Origin of the sequence: Pseudomonas sp. RIT778 (assembly GCF_019718735.1) — a bacterium.
GTDB classification, from domain to species: Bacteria; Pseudomonadota; Gammaproteobacteria; order Pseudomonadales; family Pseudomonadaceae; genus Aquipseudomonas; species Aquipseudomonas aphyarum.
Genome location: NZ_JAIHBA010000027.1, coordinates 31,816 through 49,172 on the forward strand (window position 1 = coordinate 31,816; position 17,357 = coordinate 49,172).

Annotated in this window: 16 protein-coding genes and 1 pseudogene; 14 read left to right on the forward strand and 3 right to left on the reverse strand. The window is 62.6% G+C overall.

Translation table 11 applies throughout. The annotated features are described in order from the left end of the window. The first annotated feature begins 9 nt into the window (after positions 1–9). The 11 genes and pseudogenes from K5E37_RS19285 to K5E37_RS19335 form a co-directional block, all read left to right on the forward strand. The gene (locus tag K5E37_RS19285) at positions 10–1,044 is read left to right on the forward strand and encodes an AraC family transcriptional regulator (protein WP_085603136.1); all 1,035 of its coding nucleotides are present in this window, start codon (positions 10–12) and stop codon (positions 1,042–1,044) included. 56 nt (positions 1,045–1,100) lie between these two features. Continuing rightward, entirely contained in the window at positions 1,101–1,988 is an 888-nt protein-coding gene (locus tag K5E37_RS19290) for a Dyp-type peroxidase (protein ID WP_221534859.1), read from the forward strand. A gap of 9 nt (positions 1,989–1,997) precedes the next feature. Then, on the forward strand, positions 1,998–2,966 hold the full coding sequence (locus K5E37_RS19295) for a Gfo/Idh/MocA family protein (protein ID WP_221534860.1): 969 nt from the start codon (positions 1,998–2,000) through the stop codon (positions 2,964–2,966). Between the two features lie 95 nt (positions 2,967–3,061). After that, positions 3,062–3,808, forward strand: coding sequence for a GntR family transcriptional regulator (locus tag K5E37_RS19300; protein ID WP_085603142.1), 747 nt, complete (start codon positions 3,062–3,064; stop codon positions 3,806–3,808). Between the two features lie 2 nt (positions 3,809–3,810). Further along, complete coding sequence (locus K5E37_RS19305; RefSeq protein WP_221534861.1) at positions 3,811–5,541, forward strand: fumarate reductase/succinate dehydrogenase flavoprotein subunit; 1,731 nt, start codon at positions 3,811–3,813, stop codon at positions 5,539–5,541. Between the two features lie 25 nt (positions 5,542–5,566). Further along, on the forward strand, positions 5,567–5,812 hold the full coding sequence (locus K5E37_RS19310) for a ferredoxin family protein (protein WP_003225615.1): 246 nt from the start codon (positions 5,567–5,569) through the stop codon (positions 5,810–5,812). A gap of 233 nt (positions 5,813–6,045) precedes the next feature. After that, positions 6,046–7,449, forward strand: a complete 1,404-nt coding sequence (locus tag K5E37_RS19315) for an ABC transporter substrate-binding protein (protein WP_221534862.1) — start codon at positions 6,046–6,048, stop codon at positions 7,447–7,449. Positions 7,450–7,574: 125 nt separating this feature from the next. Beyond that, the gene (locus tag K5E37_RS19320; protein WP_085654177.1) at positions 7,575–8,348 is read left to right on the forward strand and encodes an ABC transporter permease; all 774 of its coding nucleotides are present in this window, start codon (positions 7,575–7,577) and stop codon (positions 8,346–8,348) included. Continuing rightward, positions 8,348–9,196: an ABC transporter ATP-binding protein gene (locus K5E37_RS19325; protein ID WP_085603153.1), complete on the forward strand. Its 849-nt coding sequence runs from the start codon at positions 8,348–8,350 to the stop codon at positions 9,194–9,196. Before K5E37_RS19320 ends, K5E37_RS19325 begins: the two co-directional genes overlap by 1 nt. After that, positions 9,193–10,155, forward strand: coding sequence for a HEAT repeat domain-containing protein (locus K5E37_RS19330; RefSeq protein WP_221534863.1), 963 nt, complete (start codon positions 9,193–9,195; stop codon positions 10,153–10,155). The genes K5E37_RS19325 and K5E37_RS19330 overlap by 4 nt, the downstream gene beginning before the upstream one ends. Continuing rightward, positions 10,152–10,421: pseudogene (locus K5E37_RS19335) on the forward strand (DUF971 domain-containing protein); the annotation flags it as partial. The gene K5E37_RS19330 and the pseudogene K5E37_RS19335, both read left to right, overlap by 4 nt. 7 nt (positions 10,422–10,428) lie before the next feature. On the opposite strand, the gene K5E37_RS19340 reads toward K5E37_RS19335, so the two are convergent. From K5E37_RS19340 to K5E37_RS19350, 3 genes are all read right to left on the reverse strand, one after another. After that, positions 10,429–12,087 carry a phosphoethanolamine transferase gene (locus tag K5E37_RS19340; RefSeq protein WP_221534865.1) on the reverse strand — a complete coding sequence of 553 codons (1,659 nt, stop codon included), beginning with the start codon at positions 12,085–12,087 and terminating at the stop codon, positions 10,429–10,431. Positions 12,088–12,248: 161 nt separating this feature from the next. Next, the gene (locus K5E37_RS19345) at positions 12,249–12,986 is read right to left on the reverse strand and encodes a TorF family putative porin (RefSeq protein ID WP_221534866.1); all 738 of its coding nucleotides are present in this window, start codon (positions 12,984–12,986) and stop codon (positions 12,249–12,251) included. A 147-nt stretch (positions 12,987–13,133) separates the two neighbouring features. Next, positions 13,134–14,888: an amidohydrolase gene (locus K5E37_RS19350; protein WP_221534867.1), complete on the reverse strand. Its 1,755-nt coding sequence runs from the start codon at positions 14,886–14,888 to the stop codon at positions 13,134–13,136. 103 nt (positions 14,889–14,991) lie between these two features. On the opposite strand from K5E37_RS19350, the gene K5E37_RS19355 reads away from it, so the two are divergent. The 3 genes from K5E37_RS19355 (at position 14,992) to imuA (ending at position 17,350) form a co-directional block, all read left to right on the forward strand. Then, positions 14,992–15,909, forward strand: coding sequence for a LysR family transcriptional regulator (locus K5E37_RS19355; protein ID WP_207982940.1), 918 nt, complete (start codon positions 14,992–14,994; stop codon positions 15,907–15,909). A 206-nt stretch (positions 15,910–16,115) separates the two neighbouring features. After that, positions 16,116–16,733 carry a transcriptional repressor LexA gene (lexA, locus tag K5E37_RS19360; RefSeq protein WP_039768874.1) on the forward strand — a complete coding sequence of 206 codons (618 nt, stop codon included), beginning with the start codon at positions 16,116–16,118 and terminating at the stop codon, positions 16,731–16,733. Then, the gene (imuA, locus tag K5E37_RS19365) at positions 16,733–17,350 is read left to right on the forward strand and encodes a translesion DNA synthesis-associated protein ImuA (RefSeq protein ID WP_011334534.1); all 618 of its coding nucleotides are present in this window, start codon (positions 16,733–16,735) and stop codon (positions 17,348–17,350) included. Before lexA ends, imuA begins: the two co-directional genes overlap by 1 nt. Positions 17,351–17,357 lie beyond the last annotated feature (7 nt).

Genomic DNA, 17,357 nt, shown 5'->3' on the forward strand with positions numbered 1-17,357 from the left:
TCAGCCTCCATGAACGTAAAAGTCCAAGACCCCACCTTCGAACTGGCGCTGGTGTCGCCATTTCTCCTGCAAACCCTGGCCGAAGTCGCCGCCAACAAGGGCATCGAGCCGCAGAGTCTGTGCCGTGGCCTGGGTTTTGATTTCGAAGACCTGCAGGATCCGGCACAGCGGATTTCCTACCGCCAGGCCGTTGCCATGATCCAGCGTGCGCTTAAAGCTTTGCCCAATCAGGGGCTGGGCCTGTGGGTCGGCGCGCAGAACGTGCTCGGGACGCTGGGGCTGCTGGGGCATGTACTGTCGCTGTGCAAGACCTTGCGCGACGCGTTCGAAATCGGGGTTCGGCATCAGCACACTTCCGGCGGGATCGTGGTTTCCAGCGTCGATGTGGTGGGCGATCAGGTGTACGTCGACGTCGAATGCCGGTTGCCATTCGCCGAAGTGCAGGTGTTTGCGGTTGAAGAGTTTTTCGCCAGCCTGCTGGTCTATGGCCGGGCGCTGGTGGGCGAGACGTTCAAGCCGATTGCCGTGGAGTTCATGCACGCCGCGCCGGATTACGTCGATGAATACCGGCGGCTGCTGGGGCCGGAGGTGCGTTTCGGGTGTCTGCACAATCGCATGCTGATCGACGTGCAGTGGCTGGATGTGAACCTGCCCAACCACCATTCGCTGGCGCTGCGTCAGGCGGTCAAGTTGCTGGAGCTGGAGGCGGCGCAGGTTCATCAGAAGCTTGATCTGATCCAGGCTGTGGAGCGGGCGATTGCCCGGGATCTGAGCCGGGGCAGTCACATCGAAAAGATTGCTGGTGACTTGAACATGAGCAGTCGTACTTTGCGTCGGCGGTTGACTGAACATTCGCTAACGTTTGAGGCGTTGCTGGAGCAAGTGCGGCAGGCACGCACCATGAGTTTGCTGGCCAATCCTGAGATGCCGATCGAGCGGATTACCGAGGAAGTCGGCTACAGCGACGTGCGCAGTTTTCGGCGGGCGTTCAAGCGCTGGACGGGGAAGAGCCCGAGTGCGTGGCGCAGCGAGTGCGTCATCTGATCCCCCACAAACCCTCCGGCTACAGTTAAACTCCGCGCTCTTTCCAAGGAGTCGACATGAGTTACTACCAGCCGGGCATCCTCGCCACCCCAGTTCCGCCACAAGCACGTCACCTGTTTTTTGCCCTCGAGTCGGTTGAAGCGCTGCCGCAGGCGATCGACAACCTGCTGAATCTGGTGGACGGCAAGTCGGCGGTGGTCGGTTTCGGTGAATCCCTGGCCAAGGCCTTGAATGTGAACATCGACGGCCTGCGCAGCTTCCCGGCGCTGACTGGCGTTGGCGTGGAAAACCCGTCCACCCAGCACGCCATGTGGGTCTGGCTGCACGGTGTCGACCGTGGCGATCTGCTCAATCGCAGCACCGCACTTGAGGCCGCACTGGCCCCGGCGCTGCGTCTGGTGCAGATGCAGGAAGCCTTCCGCCACAAGGACGGCCATGACCTCACCGGTTATGAAGACGGCACCGAAAACCCGCATGACGAAGCCGCTGTCGCCGCCGCACTGCAAAGTGAAGGCGCCGAGGGTCTGGTCGGTGGCAGCTTTGCCGCGATCCAGCAATGGCAGCACGACCTCAAGGGTTTCCATGCGCTGTCCGCCGAGGACAAGGACAACATCATGGGCCGTCGCCTGAGCGACAACGAAGAGATCGACGACGCCCCGGTGTCCGCCCACGTCAAACGCACCGCCCAGGAAAGCTTTGCCCCGGAAGCCTTCGTAGTGCGTCGTTCGATGCCGTGGATCGAAGGTGACCGCGCCGGCCTGATGTTCCTGGCCTTTGGTTTTTCCCTCGATGCCTTCGAAGCACAACTGCGCCGCATGAGCGGTCTGGAAGACGGCATCACCGACGGTCTGTACCGCATCAGCCGGCCGATCACCGGCGGTTACTACTGGTGCCCGCCGCTGCAAAACGGCCACCTCGATCTGCGCGCACTGCGCATCGGCTGAGGCACAAGCATGAACGTGGTGCGTTGGGGCATGATCGGTTGCGGCAGTGTCGCTGAACGCAAGAGCGGGCCGGCCTTCTACAAGGCGCCCGGTTCGGCGTTGGTGGCCGTCATGGGGCGACGCCTCGAAGCAGTGACCGATTACGCCGCGCGCCACGGCATTACCCGGACTTACACCGACGTCGATGCCCTGATCAACGACCCCGAGGTGGACGCGGTGTACATCGCCACGCCACCCGACAGCCACCACGCCTACAGCCTGAAAGTCGCCGCCGCCGGCAAGCATTGCTGCGTGGAAAAACCCATGGCCCTCAACGCCGGGCAAAGCCGCGAGATGCAGCAGGTGTTCGCTGATGCGGGTCTGCACCTGTTCGTCTCCTATTACCGTCGTTCACTGCCGCGTTTCCAGCAGGTTCGGCAATGGCTGGAGCAGGGACGTATCGGTGAAGTGCGGCATCTGAGCTGGACGCTGACCAAGGCACCATCGCCCAAGGATCTGGACGGCAGCGCAAACTGGCGCACCGATCCGGCGGTGGCCGGTGGCGGGTACTTCGCGGATCTGGCCAGCCATGGCTTTGACCTGTTCCAGTACCTGCTCGGCGACATCGTCGAAGTCGCCGGCTTCACCGCACGCCAGGCCGGGTTGTATGCGGCGGAAGATGCGGTCAGCGCCAGTTGGCGATTCGCCTCGGGCGCGTTGGGCATGGGCTGCTGGAGTTTCGTTGCGGACCGGCGCGAGGATCGGGTCGAGATCATCGGCAGCCAAGGGCGGATCGGGTTTTCGGTGTTCGACGAGCATCCGGTCGAGCTGCACGCCGGTGAACACATCAGTCTGGAAATCCCCCATCACGATCACATCCAGTGGCACCACGTGCTGGGCATGAACGCGCAGATTCGCGGTGAGTCGCAGCACCCGGCAATCGCCGCCGAAGCCCTCAAGACCGATTGGGTCATGGATCAGATCCTCAAGCGCCACTGAAGGCGCATCTAAGGTTATGCCCAAACAATATTTCTCAAGCTTGTCATAACGTCTCTAAGATCACGTCATAACTCGTTATAACAAGTGATCCCGTGATGACCGATAACGTTCTCTCCTTAGGCAGCGTCCCGCTGCACACCCAACTGCGCGACGTGCTGCGCGCCCGGATTCTCGACGGCGAATACCCGCAAGACAGCCAGATGCCGTCCGAAAGCGAGCTCGGCACGCTGTTCAAGGTCAGCCGCATCACCGTGCGCCAGGCCCTGGGCGATCTGCAGAAAGAAGGGCTGATCTTCAAGATCCACGGCAAAGGCACCTTCGTCGCCAAACCCAAGACCTTTCAAAACGTCAGCACCCTGCAAGGCCTCGCCGAGTCCATGACCGGCCGCGGCTACGAGGTGATCAACCGCCTGCGCAGCTTCAAATTTATCGCCGCCGACAAACTGGTCGCCGAGCGTTTGCAGGTCGCTGAAGGCGAAATCGTCGCGCAGATCAAACGCGTACGCCTGATCAACCGTGAGCCGATCTCGCTGGAAATCACCTACCTGCCCAAAGCCGTCGGCGAGCGGCTGGAGAAGGCCGATCTGGTGACCCGCGACATCTTCCTGATCCTAGAAAACGACTGCGGCATCGCCCTCGGCCACGCGGATCTGGCCATCGATGCGGTACTGGCCGACAGCGACCTGACCCAGGCGCTGAACGTCGAGGCCGGCTCACCGATCATGCGCATCGAACGTCTGACCCACGACGCCAACGGCCAGCCGCTGGACTTCGAACACCTTTACTACCGTGGCGATGCGTTCCAGTACCGCCTGCGGATCGACCGGCAAAAAGGGGCCTGAACATGACCCGCAATACTCTCGAACAGGAATACGACATCGTCGTGATCGGCGGCGGCACCGCTGGCCCGATGGCCGCGATCAAGGCCAAGGAAAAGAACAAGGAACTGCGCGTGCTGCTGGTCGACAAGGCCAACGTCAAGCGCAGCGGGGCGATCAGCATGGGCATGGACGGCCTGAACAACGCGATCATTCCCGGCCACTCGACGCCCGAGCAGTACACCAAGGAAATCACCATCGCCAACGACGGCATCGTCAATCAGGCGGCGGTCTATGCCTACGCGACGCACAGCTTTGAAACCATCGAGCAGCTCGACCGCTGGGGCGTGAAGTTCGAGAAGGACGAAACCGGCGATTACGCGGTGAAAAAGGTCCACCACATGGGCGCCTACGTGCTGCCGATGCCGGAAGGGCACGACATCAAGAAAGTCCTCTATCGCCAGTTGAAGCGCGCGCGGGTGACCATCACCAACCGACTGGTCTGCACCCGTTTGCTGACCGACGAGGAGGGCGCCATCAACGGTGTGATGGGGTTCGACTGCCGCACCGCCGACTTCCATGTGATCAAGGCCAAGGCTGTCATCCTCGCTTGCGGCGCGGCCGGGCGCCTCGGTCTGCCGTCCTCGGGTTACCTGATGGGCACCTACGAAAACCCGACCAACGCCGGCGACGGTTACGCGATGGCGTATCACGCCGGTGCGGAGCTGGCGAACCTCGAGTGCTTCCAGATCAACCCGTTGATCAAGGATTACAACGGCCCGGCCTGCGCCTACGTCACCGGCCCGCTCGGTGGCTACACCGCCAACAACAAGGGCGAACGCTTCATCGAGTGCGACTACTGGAGCGGGCAGATGATGTGGGAATTCCACCAGGAACTGGACAGCGGCAACGGCCCGGTGTTCCTCAAGCTCGATCACCTGGCCGAGGAAACCATCCAAAACATCGAGGAAATCCTCCACAGCAACGAACGCCCGAGTCGCGGCCAGTTCCACGCCAATCGCGGCACCGATTACCGCACGCAGATGGTCGAGATGCACATTTCGGAAATCGGTTTTTGCAGCGGCCACTCGGCGTCCGGCGTTTGGGTCAACGAGCGGGCCGAAACCTCGGTGAAGGGTTTGTACTCGGCCGGTGACATGGCCGCCGTGCCGCACAACTACATGCTTGGCGCGTTCACCTACGGCTGGTTCGCGGGTAATAACGCTGCCGAGTTTGTTGCCGGACGCGAGTTCTCCGCGCTGGATGCCGAGCAGATCGAGAAGGAAAAGGCCCGGGTCTACGCACCGCTGGATCGCGAACACGGCCTGCCGCCGGCGCAGGTCGAGTACAAGCTGCGGCGCTTCGTCAACGACTACCTGCAACCGCCGAAAGTGACCAAGAAAATGGAAATCGGCCTGCAACGTTTCAGCGACATCGAACGCGATCTCGACGAGATGAAGGCCAACAACGCCCACGAACTGATGCGCGCCATGGAAACCAGCGTGATTCGCGACTGCGCCGAAATGGCTGCGCGCGCCTCGCTGTTCCGCGCTGAAAGCCGCTGGGGCCTGTACCACTACCGCGTCGATCACCCGCAACGGGACGACCGCGAATGGTTCTGCCACTGCCACCTGAAGAAGGGCGAGGACGGGCGCATGGCCAGTTTCAAGAAAGCCGTCGAGCCTTACATCATCCCGCTCGATGCCGAGGAAATGCAGGCCTACGACCGTCTGCGGGTCGGCGCTTTCGCCGCTTGATGCATCACTAGAGAGAGTCCGAACCATGGCCTACCAAGCCCAGGAAATCTTCTTCCGCTCCAATGCCCCCGTCACCGTGGACGAGGACAAATGCATCGCCGAAAAGGGCTGCACCGTGTGCGTCGACGTCTGCCCGATGGACCTGCTGGCGATCAACCCGGCCACGCAAAAGGCCTACATGGCCTTCGATGAATGCTGGTACTGCATGCCGTGCGAAAAGGACTGCCCGACCGGTGCCGTCAAAGTGGACATCCCTTATCTCCTGCGGTGACCCCCAATCCATTGTGGGAGGGGGCTTGCTCCCGAAGAGGCCGGCATTGCTGGCATCACTATTGACTGAAACACCGCTTTCGCGAGCAAGCCCGCTCCCACAGGGGATTTGTAGCGAGCCGATAGCCATCCGGAAAAACCGGACGCTGGATTCACCAAACACCCCTCGTTTCCCACCGCGCCCTGATCGCGGCGGAGACGAACATCCTATAAATGATTCGAGGGGATTCAACCATGTTGCGTGCAGCAATCGCCGGTCTGGTACTGGCTTCGTTCACCCTGTCGGCCTCGGCCGAAACCATCCGCATTGCCATCGGCACCCAGGACACCACCATCAACTGCGCCGCCGGCGGCCTGTTGATTCGCGAGCTGGGCCTGCTCGACAAATACCTGCCTCATGACGGCGCCTACAAGGACGCCAAGTACGACGTGCAGTGGAAGAACTTCACCAGCGGCGCACCGCTGACCAACGAGATGGTCGCCGGCAAACTCGACTTCGGCGCCATGGCCGATTTCCCCGGTGCGTTCAACGGCGTGGCATTTGAAACCGCCGGCAAGCACAGCCTGTTCATCAGCGTGCTGTCGGGCAGCATCAAGGGCAGCGGCAACGGCATCGTTGTGCCGAGCGCGTCCGGCGTGCAGTCGCTGAGTGAGCTCAAGGGCAAGACCATTTCCGTGCCGTTCGCCTCCACCGCCCACGGCATGTTGCTGCGCGCCGTGGCGGAGCAGGGTTGGGATCCGCTCAAGGACGTGAACATCATCGCCCAGCCGCCAGAGGTCGCAGGCTCGGCGTTGCAGGCCGGCAAGATCGACGCCCACGCCGACTTCGTGCCGTTCGCCGAACTGTTCCCGAGCCGTGGCTTCGCCCGCAAGATCTACGATGGCGCCCAGGCCAATGCGCCGACCTTCCACGGTGCGCTGGTCGATCAGGCTTACGCGAAAAAGTACCCGGAAATCGTCGTTGCTTACCTGCGCGCCAGCATCGAGGCCAATCAACTGCTGGCCGCCGAACCGGAGAAATACAGCGAACTGATCGCCAAGGTCACCGGCGTCGATGCCGAGGTCAATTACCTGTTCCACGGCCCGCTCGGTGTGCAGACCCGTGACCTGAGCTGGAAACCGGAGTATCGCCAGGCCGTGGGCACCGCGATCGACACGCTGAAGCTACTGAAGAAGGCGGATCGCGGGCTCGACCTGAATACCTTTATCGACGATCAGTACATCCGTGCGGCGTTCAAGGCTTCGAATCTGGATTACACGGCGCAACTGGCCAACTACGCGCAGACGCCGTTGAGGTCTGTCGATGCGGCGACCGGGAAAGCGATTTCGGACTTCAGTCATGTCGCGGAAATCTGGGTGCGCGGTGAGGACAAGGTTCGGCGGTATGCCTCGGCTGAAGAGGCGTTCACGGCGCTGGCCGGCCTGAAGTCGGAAGGCAAGAACATCCGGGCGGTGTATGCGCAGGCGAGTGACAGCGGGATCAAGTTGCTGGCGGAGCAGGCGTGGTTTGCCAGTGATGCGAAGGGGCGCCTTAGCGCGTTTTTGCTCAAGGGGCAGGCGCAGCAATACGCGTCGGCGCAGGGCGGGAAGGTGTTCGACTTCACCGATGCCACGACCCAGGCCGTTGCCAGTCGTTAACTCAAACGTAGATCGTTCCCACGCTCTGCGTGGGAATGCCGCCATGGACGCTCTGCGTCCACTGTGACGCGGAGCGTCACGGGATGCATTCCCACGCAGAGCGTGGGAACGATCAGAGGTGATATATGTTTTCACGCTGGATCCCCCGAGCCGCCTCACTGCTGCTCTGCCTGCTCTTCTGGCAACTAGCCGCCAGCCACCACTGGAACCTCGGCCTCGTCACCTTCGCCAACGTCCCAACCCCGCTGGCCGTGATCGAAGCCGCCCTCGGCCTCGGCGACTCAGGCAAGCTCATCCAGCACCTGACCGCCAGCCTCGGCCGGGTCTTCGCCGGCTACCTCGCCGCACTGGTGATCGGCATCGCCCTGGGCCTGGCCATCGGCCGTTCAAAGTGGGCCGAAGACTTGCTGCTGCCGCCACTGGAAGTGTTGCGCCCGATCCCTGCCGTGGCCTGGATTCCACTGGCGATCCTGATGTTCCCGTCGTCGGAACTGTCGATGGTCTTCATCACCTTCACCGGCGCGCTGTTCCCGATCCTGCTCAACACCGTGCACGGCGTCGAAGGCGTCGACCCGCGCCTGATCGCCTCGGCCAAAAGCCTCGGGGCCGGGCGTCGGGCGATCCTGCTGGAAGTGATCCTGCCGGGCGCCGCACCGAGCATCATCACCGGCCTCGCCATCGGCATGGGCACGTCGTGGTTCTGTCTGGTGACCGCCGAAATGATCTCCGGCCAGTTCGGTATCGGTTACTACACCTGGGAGTCCTACACCATTCAGAACTACGCCGACATCGTGGTCGGCATGTTGCTGATCGGCGTGTTGGGCATGGGCAGCAGCCTGCTGATCAAACGCCTGGGCGGGCTGTTCACGCCCTGGCACCGACCACGAGGAAAAGCCTGATGAGCGTGATGCAAACTCCGGAAGGGCGGATCGACATCCGACAGTTGTCCATCGTCCTTGGCGAAGGCCCGCAAGCCTTTGAAGCGGTGCAGGGCCTGGATTGCCAGATCGAGCCGGGCCAGTTCGTGTGCATTCTCGGCCCGTCCGGTTGCGGCAAATCAACCTTGCTCGGTGCGCTGGCCGGGCATCTGCAGCCCCATGGCGGGCAGTTGAAAGTCGATGGCGCCGAAGTGTCTGGCCCGTCACCGCAGCGCGGCATGGTGTTCCAGCATCACACGCTGTTCCCGTGGCGCACCGTGCGCGACAACGTTGCCTTCGGCCTGAAAATGCGCGGCATCGGCAAGGCCGAGCGCCATCGCGCCGCCGACGACATCCTCAAACTGGTCGGCCTCGAAGGCTTCGCCGAACGCTGGCCCGATCAACTTTCCGGCGGCATGCAGCAACGGGTGGAGATCGCCCGGGTGCTGGTCAATCGCCCCCGGCTGTTGCTGATGGACGAACCCTTCGGCGCACTGGATGCGCTGACCCGACTGAACATGCAGGAACTGCTGCTGGATATCTGGACGCGAATTCGCACCACCGTGGTGTTCGTCACCCATGACATCGATGAAGCGCTGTTCCTCGCCGATCGCTTGCTGGTGATGAGCGCACGGCCGGGGCGAATTATCGAAGACTTGCGCCTGGATTTCCCCCGGCCACGCACCACCGAACTGGTGACCAGCCACGAGTTCTCGCGCCTCAAGCGCCACTGCCTCGACCTGCTGCGTCACGACAACGACCGACCGCTGCCGCGCCTCAATCCGCTCGGTTTGCCTCCTGAAAACTCCTTGCCGCGATTTGCCCTATGACCTCATTTTTTGCTGTGACCGATAACGACGACATTCTCGCCCTGCAACCGCGCCTGACCGCCGATGACGCCGGTGTGCGGCGGATTGCCCTGATCGATCTGGCCGACCTCGAAGAGCCGGACGGTCTGCTCTGGCTGGTCGAGCGCCTGGCTGAAGACCCCGCCGAAGAAGTGCGTGCCGAAGCGGCGCGTCTGTTGGAAGCCTGGGAAGACGAGCCGGTGGTTGAAGCGCTGTGCCAGGCGCTGACGGATCCATCGCCGGCAGTGCAAGCCGCTGCGGCGCAGAGCCTGAGCCTGCTCAAGACCGAAGCCGCGGGCAGGGTGATTCTGCCGTGGACCAGCCATGCTGAAACCGGCGTGCGGATTGCCGCGTTCCGGGCCTTGCGCGAGTTGCGTTTCCCCGGTGCTGCGCCGGCCGCGATTCAAGCGTTGAGCGATGCAGATGCGAGTGTGCGCCGTGAAGCCGTTGGCGTGCTTGGCTGGCTCAAGCAACTCGATGCACTGCCAGCCTTGGCCCGATTGGCGAGTGATGATCCGGACACTGAAGTACGTCGCGCCGCCACCGGCGCCTTGGGCCTGGCAAGTGATGCCGAGGTGCTGCCCGCATTGCGTCAGGCCCTGCAGGACCAGGCCTGGCAAGTGCGCGAAGAAGCCGCGACCACCCTCGGCAAGGTCGGCCATACCGACGCCGGGCCGGCGCTGATCGAAGCCTTGGCCGACGACTACTGGCAAGTGCGCCTGCGCGCGACCCGCAGTCTCGGGCGCCTCAAGTACGTCGCTGCCCTCGACGCCTTGATCGACACCCTCGGCCATCGCATCAGCAACCTGCGCAAGGAAGCTGCGCTGGCCCTCGGCGAACTGAATGATCGCGGGGCCGTGGCTGCATTGCAGGCCGCGCAAGACGATGGCGACCCTGAAGTGCGCAAGGCCGTTAGGATTGCCTTGAGTCAGCTGCAATGAATCCGCTGTCGGTCGGCAATTCCCAAAGTGAGCACCGGTTGCGGCTGAGCTGGCCGGATGGCCGCGAGCAACTGCTTGACCATGCCGAACTGCGCCGCCAATGCCCGTGCTCGCAATGCCGGGCGTTTCGCCTGCGGGGCTCGCCGCCAATGGTTGACCCGCGTGTGCGGGTCATCGAATTGAACGCTCAGGGCTACGGCCTGCAACTGGTGTTCAGCGATGGTCACCAGCGGGGGATTTTCCCGTGGGCCTATCTGGCGCAGCTGGAGGGGATCACTGGCCCGCCGTCATCGCCGGCCGGCAGCCATGGAAAATATCCAGCCCCGGCTGATACAGCGACGTCCTGACCTCGAACAACCCGAGCACCGAATGGAACAGGTTGTCATGGCTCAGATCCGGCTGGCTGCTTTTACCTTGCAGGCAGCCACGGTCGATGCCGAGTTGCGCCAGGGTGTTGTTGCCGAACCACATCACCATCGGCACATGGGTCTGGGCTTCCGGCGCCAGCGCATAGGGCGCGGCGTGCAGGTAGAGGCCGTTCTCGCCCAGCGATTCGCCATGGTCGGAGACGTACAGCATCGACGTATCGAGGTGGTCCTGATTGCGTTTGAGCAACTCGATCACCTTGGCCAGGAAATGGTCGGTGTAGAGGATCGTGTTGTCGTAGACGTTGACCAGTTCGTCACGGCTGCAACTGCCCAGCTGGTTGGTGTGGCAGATCGGTTTGAAGCGCTCCATGTCTTTCGGATAGCGCTCGTAGTATTCCGGGCCGTGGCTGCCGTCGGCGTGCAGAACGATGATCGCGTTGCCCTTGAGGCTGTCGATGTAGCCTTGCAGGTCGGACAGCAACGCCTCGTCGAGGCAGTTGTTGCCGTCGCAGAACGGCCCCGGCTGGTTCTTCGCAATGTCGCGGTTCGGTACGCGCAGGCAGGTGCCCTTGCAGTCGCTGTTGTTGTCCAGCCACAGCACCTGCACGCCGGCCCGTTGCAGGATGTCCAGCAGGCCTTCGTAGGTTTTGCCTTTCTTGTCGCTGTAGTCCTCGCGCGGGAACATCGAGAACATGCACGGCACCGACACCGCCGTCGAAGTGCCGCAGGAATGCACCTTGGTGAAATTGAGGATGTCGAGTTTGCTCAGCTCGGGATTGGTCTCGCGCTCATAACCGTTGAGCGAGAAGTGGTCGGCCCGGGCGGTTTCGCCGACCACGAACACCATCAGCGATTTCTTCTCGCGAGCGGCTGCCTTGGCGCTCATCACTGCGTCTTCGCCGATGGCCTGCACCACGAAATGCTTTTTGATCCCCAGCCGCTGCTTGGTGTATTTGCTGATCGCGTAGATGTAGTTGGTCGGGTTGATGAAGTGGGTGAGCTTGTCTTCCTCGCGAAAGATCGGCGCGTAGGTCGAATAGAACGCGCCCACCGAAGCGCCGATCACCAGCACGCAAGCCGCGATCACCAGAACCTTGTTCAGCAAACCCCGAAAGAACGGCCGATAAACCACCGGCCAGCGCCAGATCAGCACGGCCGGCAACACGCCGAGCAACAGCACGTAAGCCAGCAGTTTGCCGCTGAACAGCGCCGTGGCTTCCCCGGGATTGGTTTCGAACACGTTCTGGATCATCACCGTGTCGATGGTGATTCCGTATTCGTTCATGAAATACGCCGCGCAGGCCGAGAGCAGGGCCACCAGCGTCAGCGCCGGTTTCAGCGTCCAGCGAAACGAAATCAGCGTCAGCAGCAGCGTGATCGCCGCCCAGAGAAACAGCCCGAAGGAGGCGAAAAACGCCAGTTTGTGCGCGCCTTGCAGGGTGATCAGCGTTCCCAGCGCCTTCCAGGTCGCCAGGTTGTACAGCGCCACCAGTGCCAGGGAAAACAGCAGCACCAGGCGGGTCGGAGTGATGGACGTTAAACGCAGTCCTTTGCCCAAAGCCATTTCGATACTTTCCTCTACGTCAGTCGAAAACCCATGCGGTTACGCGCGTAACTGTAGAAGAGCATTGGTAAAAATTCCGTAAACATCCGGTAACAAAATCACGGTAAGTGCAAAAAATGTGGGCGCCAGCAGGCCGGCTCCCACGGGAGCTTTGCGGCGGGTCAGAAGGACTTGCTGACGCTGGCGACGACCGTCGCCGTGCACACGTCCTTGAAGCCCCAACTGCTCAGGCACTGGCTCTGCGAGAGGTCGGTGTCGATGTAGCTCAGGCCCAGCACCATGCCGGCCAGGTTGTGGGTCAGTTTGACTTCCCACTCCCGGTAGGACTCTTCGCTGTGACCGGACGCCGAATACATATGCGGGTCCTTGAAGTCCATGTTGCCGTAGCGCAGCTTCAGCCCGGAATCCAACGGCAATTCGGTTTCATAGCCGATGTAGCTGTAGAGCGAACTCTGTTTGCTGTCGATACCCGGCGCGTCACTGGAGTAGTAGGCCGCGAGTTTCACGCCGTAAGCGCTGAGAATCGAGTACACCTCGCTCTGGTTGAACTGGCTCTCCTTGGGATACGCGTATTTGATGTAGCCCAGATCCAGGCTCACAGCCTCGGTGGCCTGCCACAACCAGCCGGCGTAGTAATCGACTTCCTGACGGGTTTTCAGGCCGCCACCGAAATCGACGTTCGAGCTCCACGCGCCGAGGTACAGGCCGCTGCTGTGGGCCAGGGTCAGGCCGGCCTGTACGGCCGGGTCGTTCTGGGTCTGGGAGATGCCACGGGTGCGGTAATCGCTGGCCAGGGTCAGGTCGACCAGCACTGCGAAATCATCGTTCAGGGGAATCGCGTGGCTGCTCAAAGGCAGCAGGCTCAAGGAAGTGAGGGCGAGCAGGGGCAAGGCTTTCATGTGAAGTCCCGTTGTTGTGGTTGTTATGGGGCGCGCGGAAGCCTGTGGGAGCTAGCCTGCTAGCGATTGCGGTAAGTCAGGCGACATATGAGTTGAATGTCAGACCGCAATCGCCAGCAGGCTGGCTCCCACAAGGAAGCTGTGTTGCTAGAGGGTAGGGGCGTAGACCTGACGGCCGGCGAACCAGGTTTGCAGGACCTGGGTGTCATGCAGGGCCTTGTCGTCGACGCTGAACACGTCGCGATCGAGCACGATGAAATCGGCCTGTTTGCCGGGGCTCAGCGAGCCGATCTGTTGTTCCAGGCCGATGGTCCGCGCGGCGTTGGCGGTGTAGGCGTAGAACATGGTTTCGCGGTCCAGGCGTTCGTCGGCGTTGAGCACGCCCAGCGGCCCGGTGCGGGTGATGGCCTGGGCCATGGCGTTCCACGGGTTCGGCGAGGACACCGGCCAGTCGCTCGCGCCGGCAATCGTCGCGCCCTGCTCGAGCAGCGAATGCGCCGGGTATTGATAGCGAAAGGCGAGGGCGCTGACGTAAGGCTTGATCATGTCGGTGGTGTAGTCGTCGGCGCTGGCCCACAGCAGTTGCATCGAGGCAATCACGTTCAGCGGTTTGAAGCGGGCGAACTCCTTCGGGTTGACCATCTGCAGGTGCGTGATCGAGTGCGTTACGCCGCTCTGCCGGTCCTTGCGCGCCTGGGCGATACCGTTGAGAGATTCGCGCACCGCACGGTCGCCGATGGCGTGGATGTGCACCAGCCAGCCGCGCTGGTCGATGGCGCTGACCAGTTCGCCGAAATGCTGTGGATCGATCAGCAACTCGCCCTGTTTGTGCGAGTTGCTGTAGGGATCGATCATCGCCGCGCTCTGGGCCGGGTATTCGATTACGCCGTCGGCGAAGATCTTGATCCCCGGCAGCGTCAGGTTGGGGATGCCCTGAAATTGCCGGCGCACTTTGTCGAGGGTGTCGAGATCGGTCGGGACGCTTTTCGGGTTGGCCACCAGCAGCGCGGCAACGTGGGCGGTCATGCCGCCGCTTTCCGACAGGGCTTTATAGGCCGGCAGCACGCCGACGGTTTTCTCGGTGGGCTTGAGGGCGAACACCGGCTCGCCCGGTGCGGCGTTGGCGGCGGGGTCCATCCACGCTGTGATGCCGAGGCTGTTGTTGAAGCGCACCGCCGATTGCGCAGCCTTGAGCATGTCGGCCGGGCTCGGCACCGGCATTTTCGAGGCGACCCGATCCCAGCCGGCGTCGACCACAAAGCCGTTCGGCTCACCGTTGGGCAGTTTGCCGATGGTGTCTTTTTCCGCGTCCGGCAGGGTTTTCAGCAGCGCGGCGTCGATGCCCGCACGCTTGAGCATCACATTGTTGGCCCAAGCGGTGTGGTGGTCGCTGCCGGTGAACACCACCGGCACGTCGGCCCATTCGCCGTTATTGAAGATTTTGCCCAGCGCTTCAGCCTTGGCCCAATACGCCGAACTCATGCCGGCCACGCTCAACACATCGCCATGCCGGGCCTTGCCGTCGTCACGCCAGCCGCGCAGGCGTTTTTCCAGTTCATCCAGACTGACCACATCGTCTTCCATGTTGGCCGAGACCATTTCCAGTCCGCCGAAAATCGCATGGGAATGGCTGTCGATCAGGCCGGGCATCAGCGCCTGGCCTTTCAGGTCGATGACCTGGGTGCCGGGTTCGATCAAGGCCTTGATCTGCGCATCCGTGCCGACTTTCAGCACCTTGCCGTTCTCCACGGCCAGCGCCTGAACCTTCGGTTGCGTGCGGTCTGCGGTGAAAATCTTGCCATTGAGCAGCACCAGATCGGTGGCGGCCATGGCTTCCATCGAGGCAAAACTCATAGCGGCGATCAGCAGATTTTTTGTGAAATGCGGGATGAATCTTTTCATTGAACATTTCCTTGTTATTGCGTCTGATGGCCAGATTAGTGGCTGCCAACACCCGACAGAACGCCTCCCTCACGAAAAACGTTTTTGCCTGAATGGAAAAAGCATGGACAAGCTCGGTGCACTGAAAATGTTCGTGGTCACCGCGCAGCTCGGCAGTTTCAGCCGCGCCGCCGAGCAACTGGGCAAGACCCCGTCGGCCCTGACCAAAGCGGTCAATCATCTGGAATCCGAACTCGGCGCGCGGCTGTTCGAGCGCAGCACGCGGCGGATTCTGCTGACTGAAATCGGTCGTCTGTACCTGGAAACCGCACGGCAAGTGCTGCAACGGCTGGACGAGGCCAGCGAAGAAATCGAGCAGTTGCAGCACGGTCTGCGCGGCAGCCTGAAAATCACCGCACCGCTGGCTTACGGGCGGGCATTTCTCGATCAGGTGTGTGACGGCTTTTTGCAGCAATACCCGCAGATCAGCCTGCAAGTGGATTTGTGCGACGAGTTCGTCAATCTGCTGGAAAGCGGTTACGACCTGGCGTTGCGCGAGGGGCACGATGATTTGCCGGGGCTGATTGCGCGGGTGGTCGGCAGCAATCGCCTGGCGCTGTGCGGCAGCCCCGAATACCTGGCGCGCAAGGGGGTGCCGGTCACACCGCAAACCCTCGATCAACATGAATGGCTGCTGTACCGGCATCCGTTGCTTAGCCGCGAATTCTGGTGGGCCGAACGCGACGGCCAGCGCCTGAGCCTGGCGCAACCGGCGGCGCCGCTGTTGCGCAGCGACAATTACGATTTGCTGCTGGCCAGCGCTCTGGCCGGACGCGGCTTGCTGCACACGCCGCTTTGGAGCGCCGCGCCATACATCGCGGATGGGCGACTGGTGCGGGTCATGGCTGATTACGAGATCGACCCGGACAGCTTCGGGCCACATATTCTGGCGGTGTACCCGAGTCATCGACGGGCGACGGCCAAGGTTGTGGCGTTTATCGACTACATCGCGGAGTTTCTGGCGGAGCGCGGTTTGAGCTGACTCCGTGCTTCTGATCGTTCCCACGTCGAGGCGTCGAACCGTCCGCGTGGGAATGCAGCCCGTGACGCTCCGCGTCACTGGACGCGGAGCGTCCCTAGAGGCATTCCCACGCAGGAGCGTGGGAACGATCATCCGTGAGGGGTTCTGGCGGAGCGGGATTCGAGCTGACTGGCGGTGCTTGTCAGGAAAATTCCACAGGAGTACAAATGTACTCCATGACGACTCTGACTCCCCGCCGTACCGCCATCCTGACCTTTATCCGCGAACGCATCGCCGAACACGGTCAGCCCCCAAGCCTCGCTGAAATCAGCGAGGCTTTTGGTTTTGCCTCCCGCAGCGTGGCGCGCAAGCATGTGCTGGCGCTCACCGAAGCCGGGTTCATCGAGGTCAATCCGCATCAGGCCCGGGGCATTCGCCTGCTCGGGCAGCCGGCGCGGCCGGAACTGCTCGAAGTCCCGGTGCTCGGGCGGGTGGCTGCCGGTGCGCCCATCGGCGCCGATGCCGACCTGCACAATCGGCTGATGCTCGATCCGGCGCTGTTCTCCCGCACGCCCGACTACATGTTGCGAGTGCAGGGCGATTCGATGATCGAGGACGGGATTCTCGACGGCGATCTGGTCGGCGTGCGGCGCAACCCCGAAGCGCTCAACGGCCAGATCGTGGTGGCGCGACTCGACGGCGAGGTCACCATCAAACGCTTCGAGCGGATCGGCGATGAGGTTCGCCTGTTGCCGCGCAACCCGGCGTATCAGCCGATTGTGGTGCGGGCCGATCAGGACCTGGCCATCGAAGGGGTGTTCTGCGGTCTGGTGAGGCAAGGCTGATGGGTGCCGTCGTTGCGCTGGATACGCTGTTCAATGGCGGCCAGGTCTGGAAGGGCCGGCCTGCGCCACCCGCCGCCAGCCCGCAACCCACCGGGCACGCGGCGCTGGACGCAGCGTTGCCCAGTGGCGGCTGGCCGGAAGCGGCGCTGAGCGAAATCCTCCTGGCCGGGCCCGGTGTTGGCGAATTGCAACTGGTGTGGCCGACGTTGGCGCGGCTGTCGGCGGCGGGCGAGCGCATCGTGCTGGTGGCGCCGCCGTTCGTGCCATACCCGCAGGCGTGGGCCAATGCCGGGGTCGATCTGCGCCAGTTGTCGGTGATCCAGGCCAGCGAGCGCGATGCGTTGTGGGCAGCGGAACAATGCCTGCGTTCGGGCAGTTGCGGCGCGGTGCTGTGCTGGCCGCACAAGGCCGATGACCGCGCCTTGCGCCGTTTGCAGGTGGCGGCGGAAACCGGCCAGACCCTGGCGTTCGCGTGGCGACCTTTGAGCGAAGCGGTCAACCCGTCGCCGGCCGCGCTGCGGATTGCCATCGATGCCCGCCCGGCGCAATTGCGCGTGCTCAAGTGCCGGGGTGGTCTGGCGCGCAGCGCACCGATTGCCTTCACCGTGGGGCATTGAGGTCACC

Coding starts and splice junctions, on each gene's coding strand:
- K5E37_RS19340 (WP_221534865.1), bottom strand. CDS start 12,087: ATGGCTTTGGGCAAAGGACTGCGTTTAACGTCCATCACTCCGACCCGC.
- K5E37_RS19295 (WP_221534860.1), top strand. CDS start 1,998: ATGAACGTGGTGCGTTGGGGCATGATCGGTTGCGGCAGTGTCGCTGAA.
- K5E37_RS19290 (WP_221534859.1), top strand. CDS start 1,101: ATGAGTTACTACCAGCCGGGCATCCTCGCCACCCCAGTTCCGCCACAA.
- K5E37_RS19285 (WP_085603136.1), top strand. CDS start 10: ATGAACGTAAAAGTCCAAGACCCCACCTTCGAACTGGCGCTGGTGTCG.
- K5E37_RS19355 (WP_207982940.1), top strand. CDS start 14,992: ATGGACAAGCTCGGTGCACTGAAAATGTTCGTGGTCACCGCGCAGCTC.
- K5E37_RS19350 (WP_221534867.1), bottom strand. CDS start 14,888: ATGAAAAGATTCATCCCGCATTTCACAAAAAATCTGCTGATCGCCGCT.
- K5E37_RS19325 (WP_085603153.1), top strand. CDS start 8,348: ATGAGCGTGATGCAAACTCCGGAAGGGCGGATCGACATCCGACAGTTG.
- K5E37_RS19345 (WP_221534866.1), bottom strand. CDS start 12,986: ATGAAAGCCTTGCCCCTGCTCGCCCTCACTTCCTTGAGCCTGCTGCCT.
- K5E37_RS19300 (WP_085603142.1), top strand. CDS start 3,062: ATGACCGATAACGTTCTCTCCTTAGGCAGCGTCCCGCTGCACACCCAA.
- K5E37_RS19305 (WP_221534861.1), top strand. CDS start 3,811: ATGACCCGCAATACTCTCGAACAGGAATACGACATCGTCGTGATCGGC.
- K5E37_RS19310 (WP_003225615.1), top strand. CDS start 5,567: ATGGCCTACCAAGCCCAGGAAATCTTCTTCCGCTCCAATGCCCCCGTC.
- K5E37_RS19330 (WP_221534863.1), top strand. CDS start 9,193: ATGACCTCATTTTTTGCTGTGACCGATAACGACGACATTCTCGCCCTG.
- imuA (WP_011334534.1), top strand. CDS start 16,733: ATGGGTGCCGTCGTTGCGCTGGATACGCTGTTCAATGGCGGCCAGGTC.
- lexA (WP_039768874.1), top strand. CDS start 16,116: ATGTACTCCATGACGACTCTGACTCCCCGCCGTACCGCCATCCTGACC.
- K5E37_RS19320 (WP_085654177.1), top strand. CDS start 7,575: ATGTTTTCACGCTGGATCCCCCGAGCCGCCTCACTGCTGCTCTGCCTG.
- K5E37_RS19315 (WP_221534862.1), top strand. CDS start 6,046: ATGTTGCGTGCAGCAATCGCCGGTCTGGTACTGGCTTCGTTCACCCTG.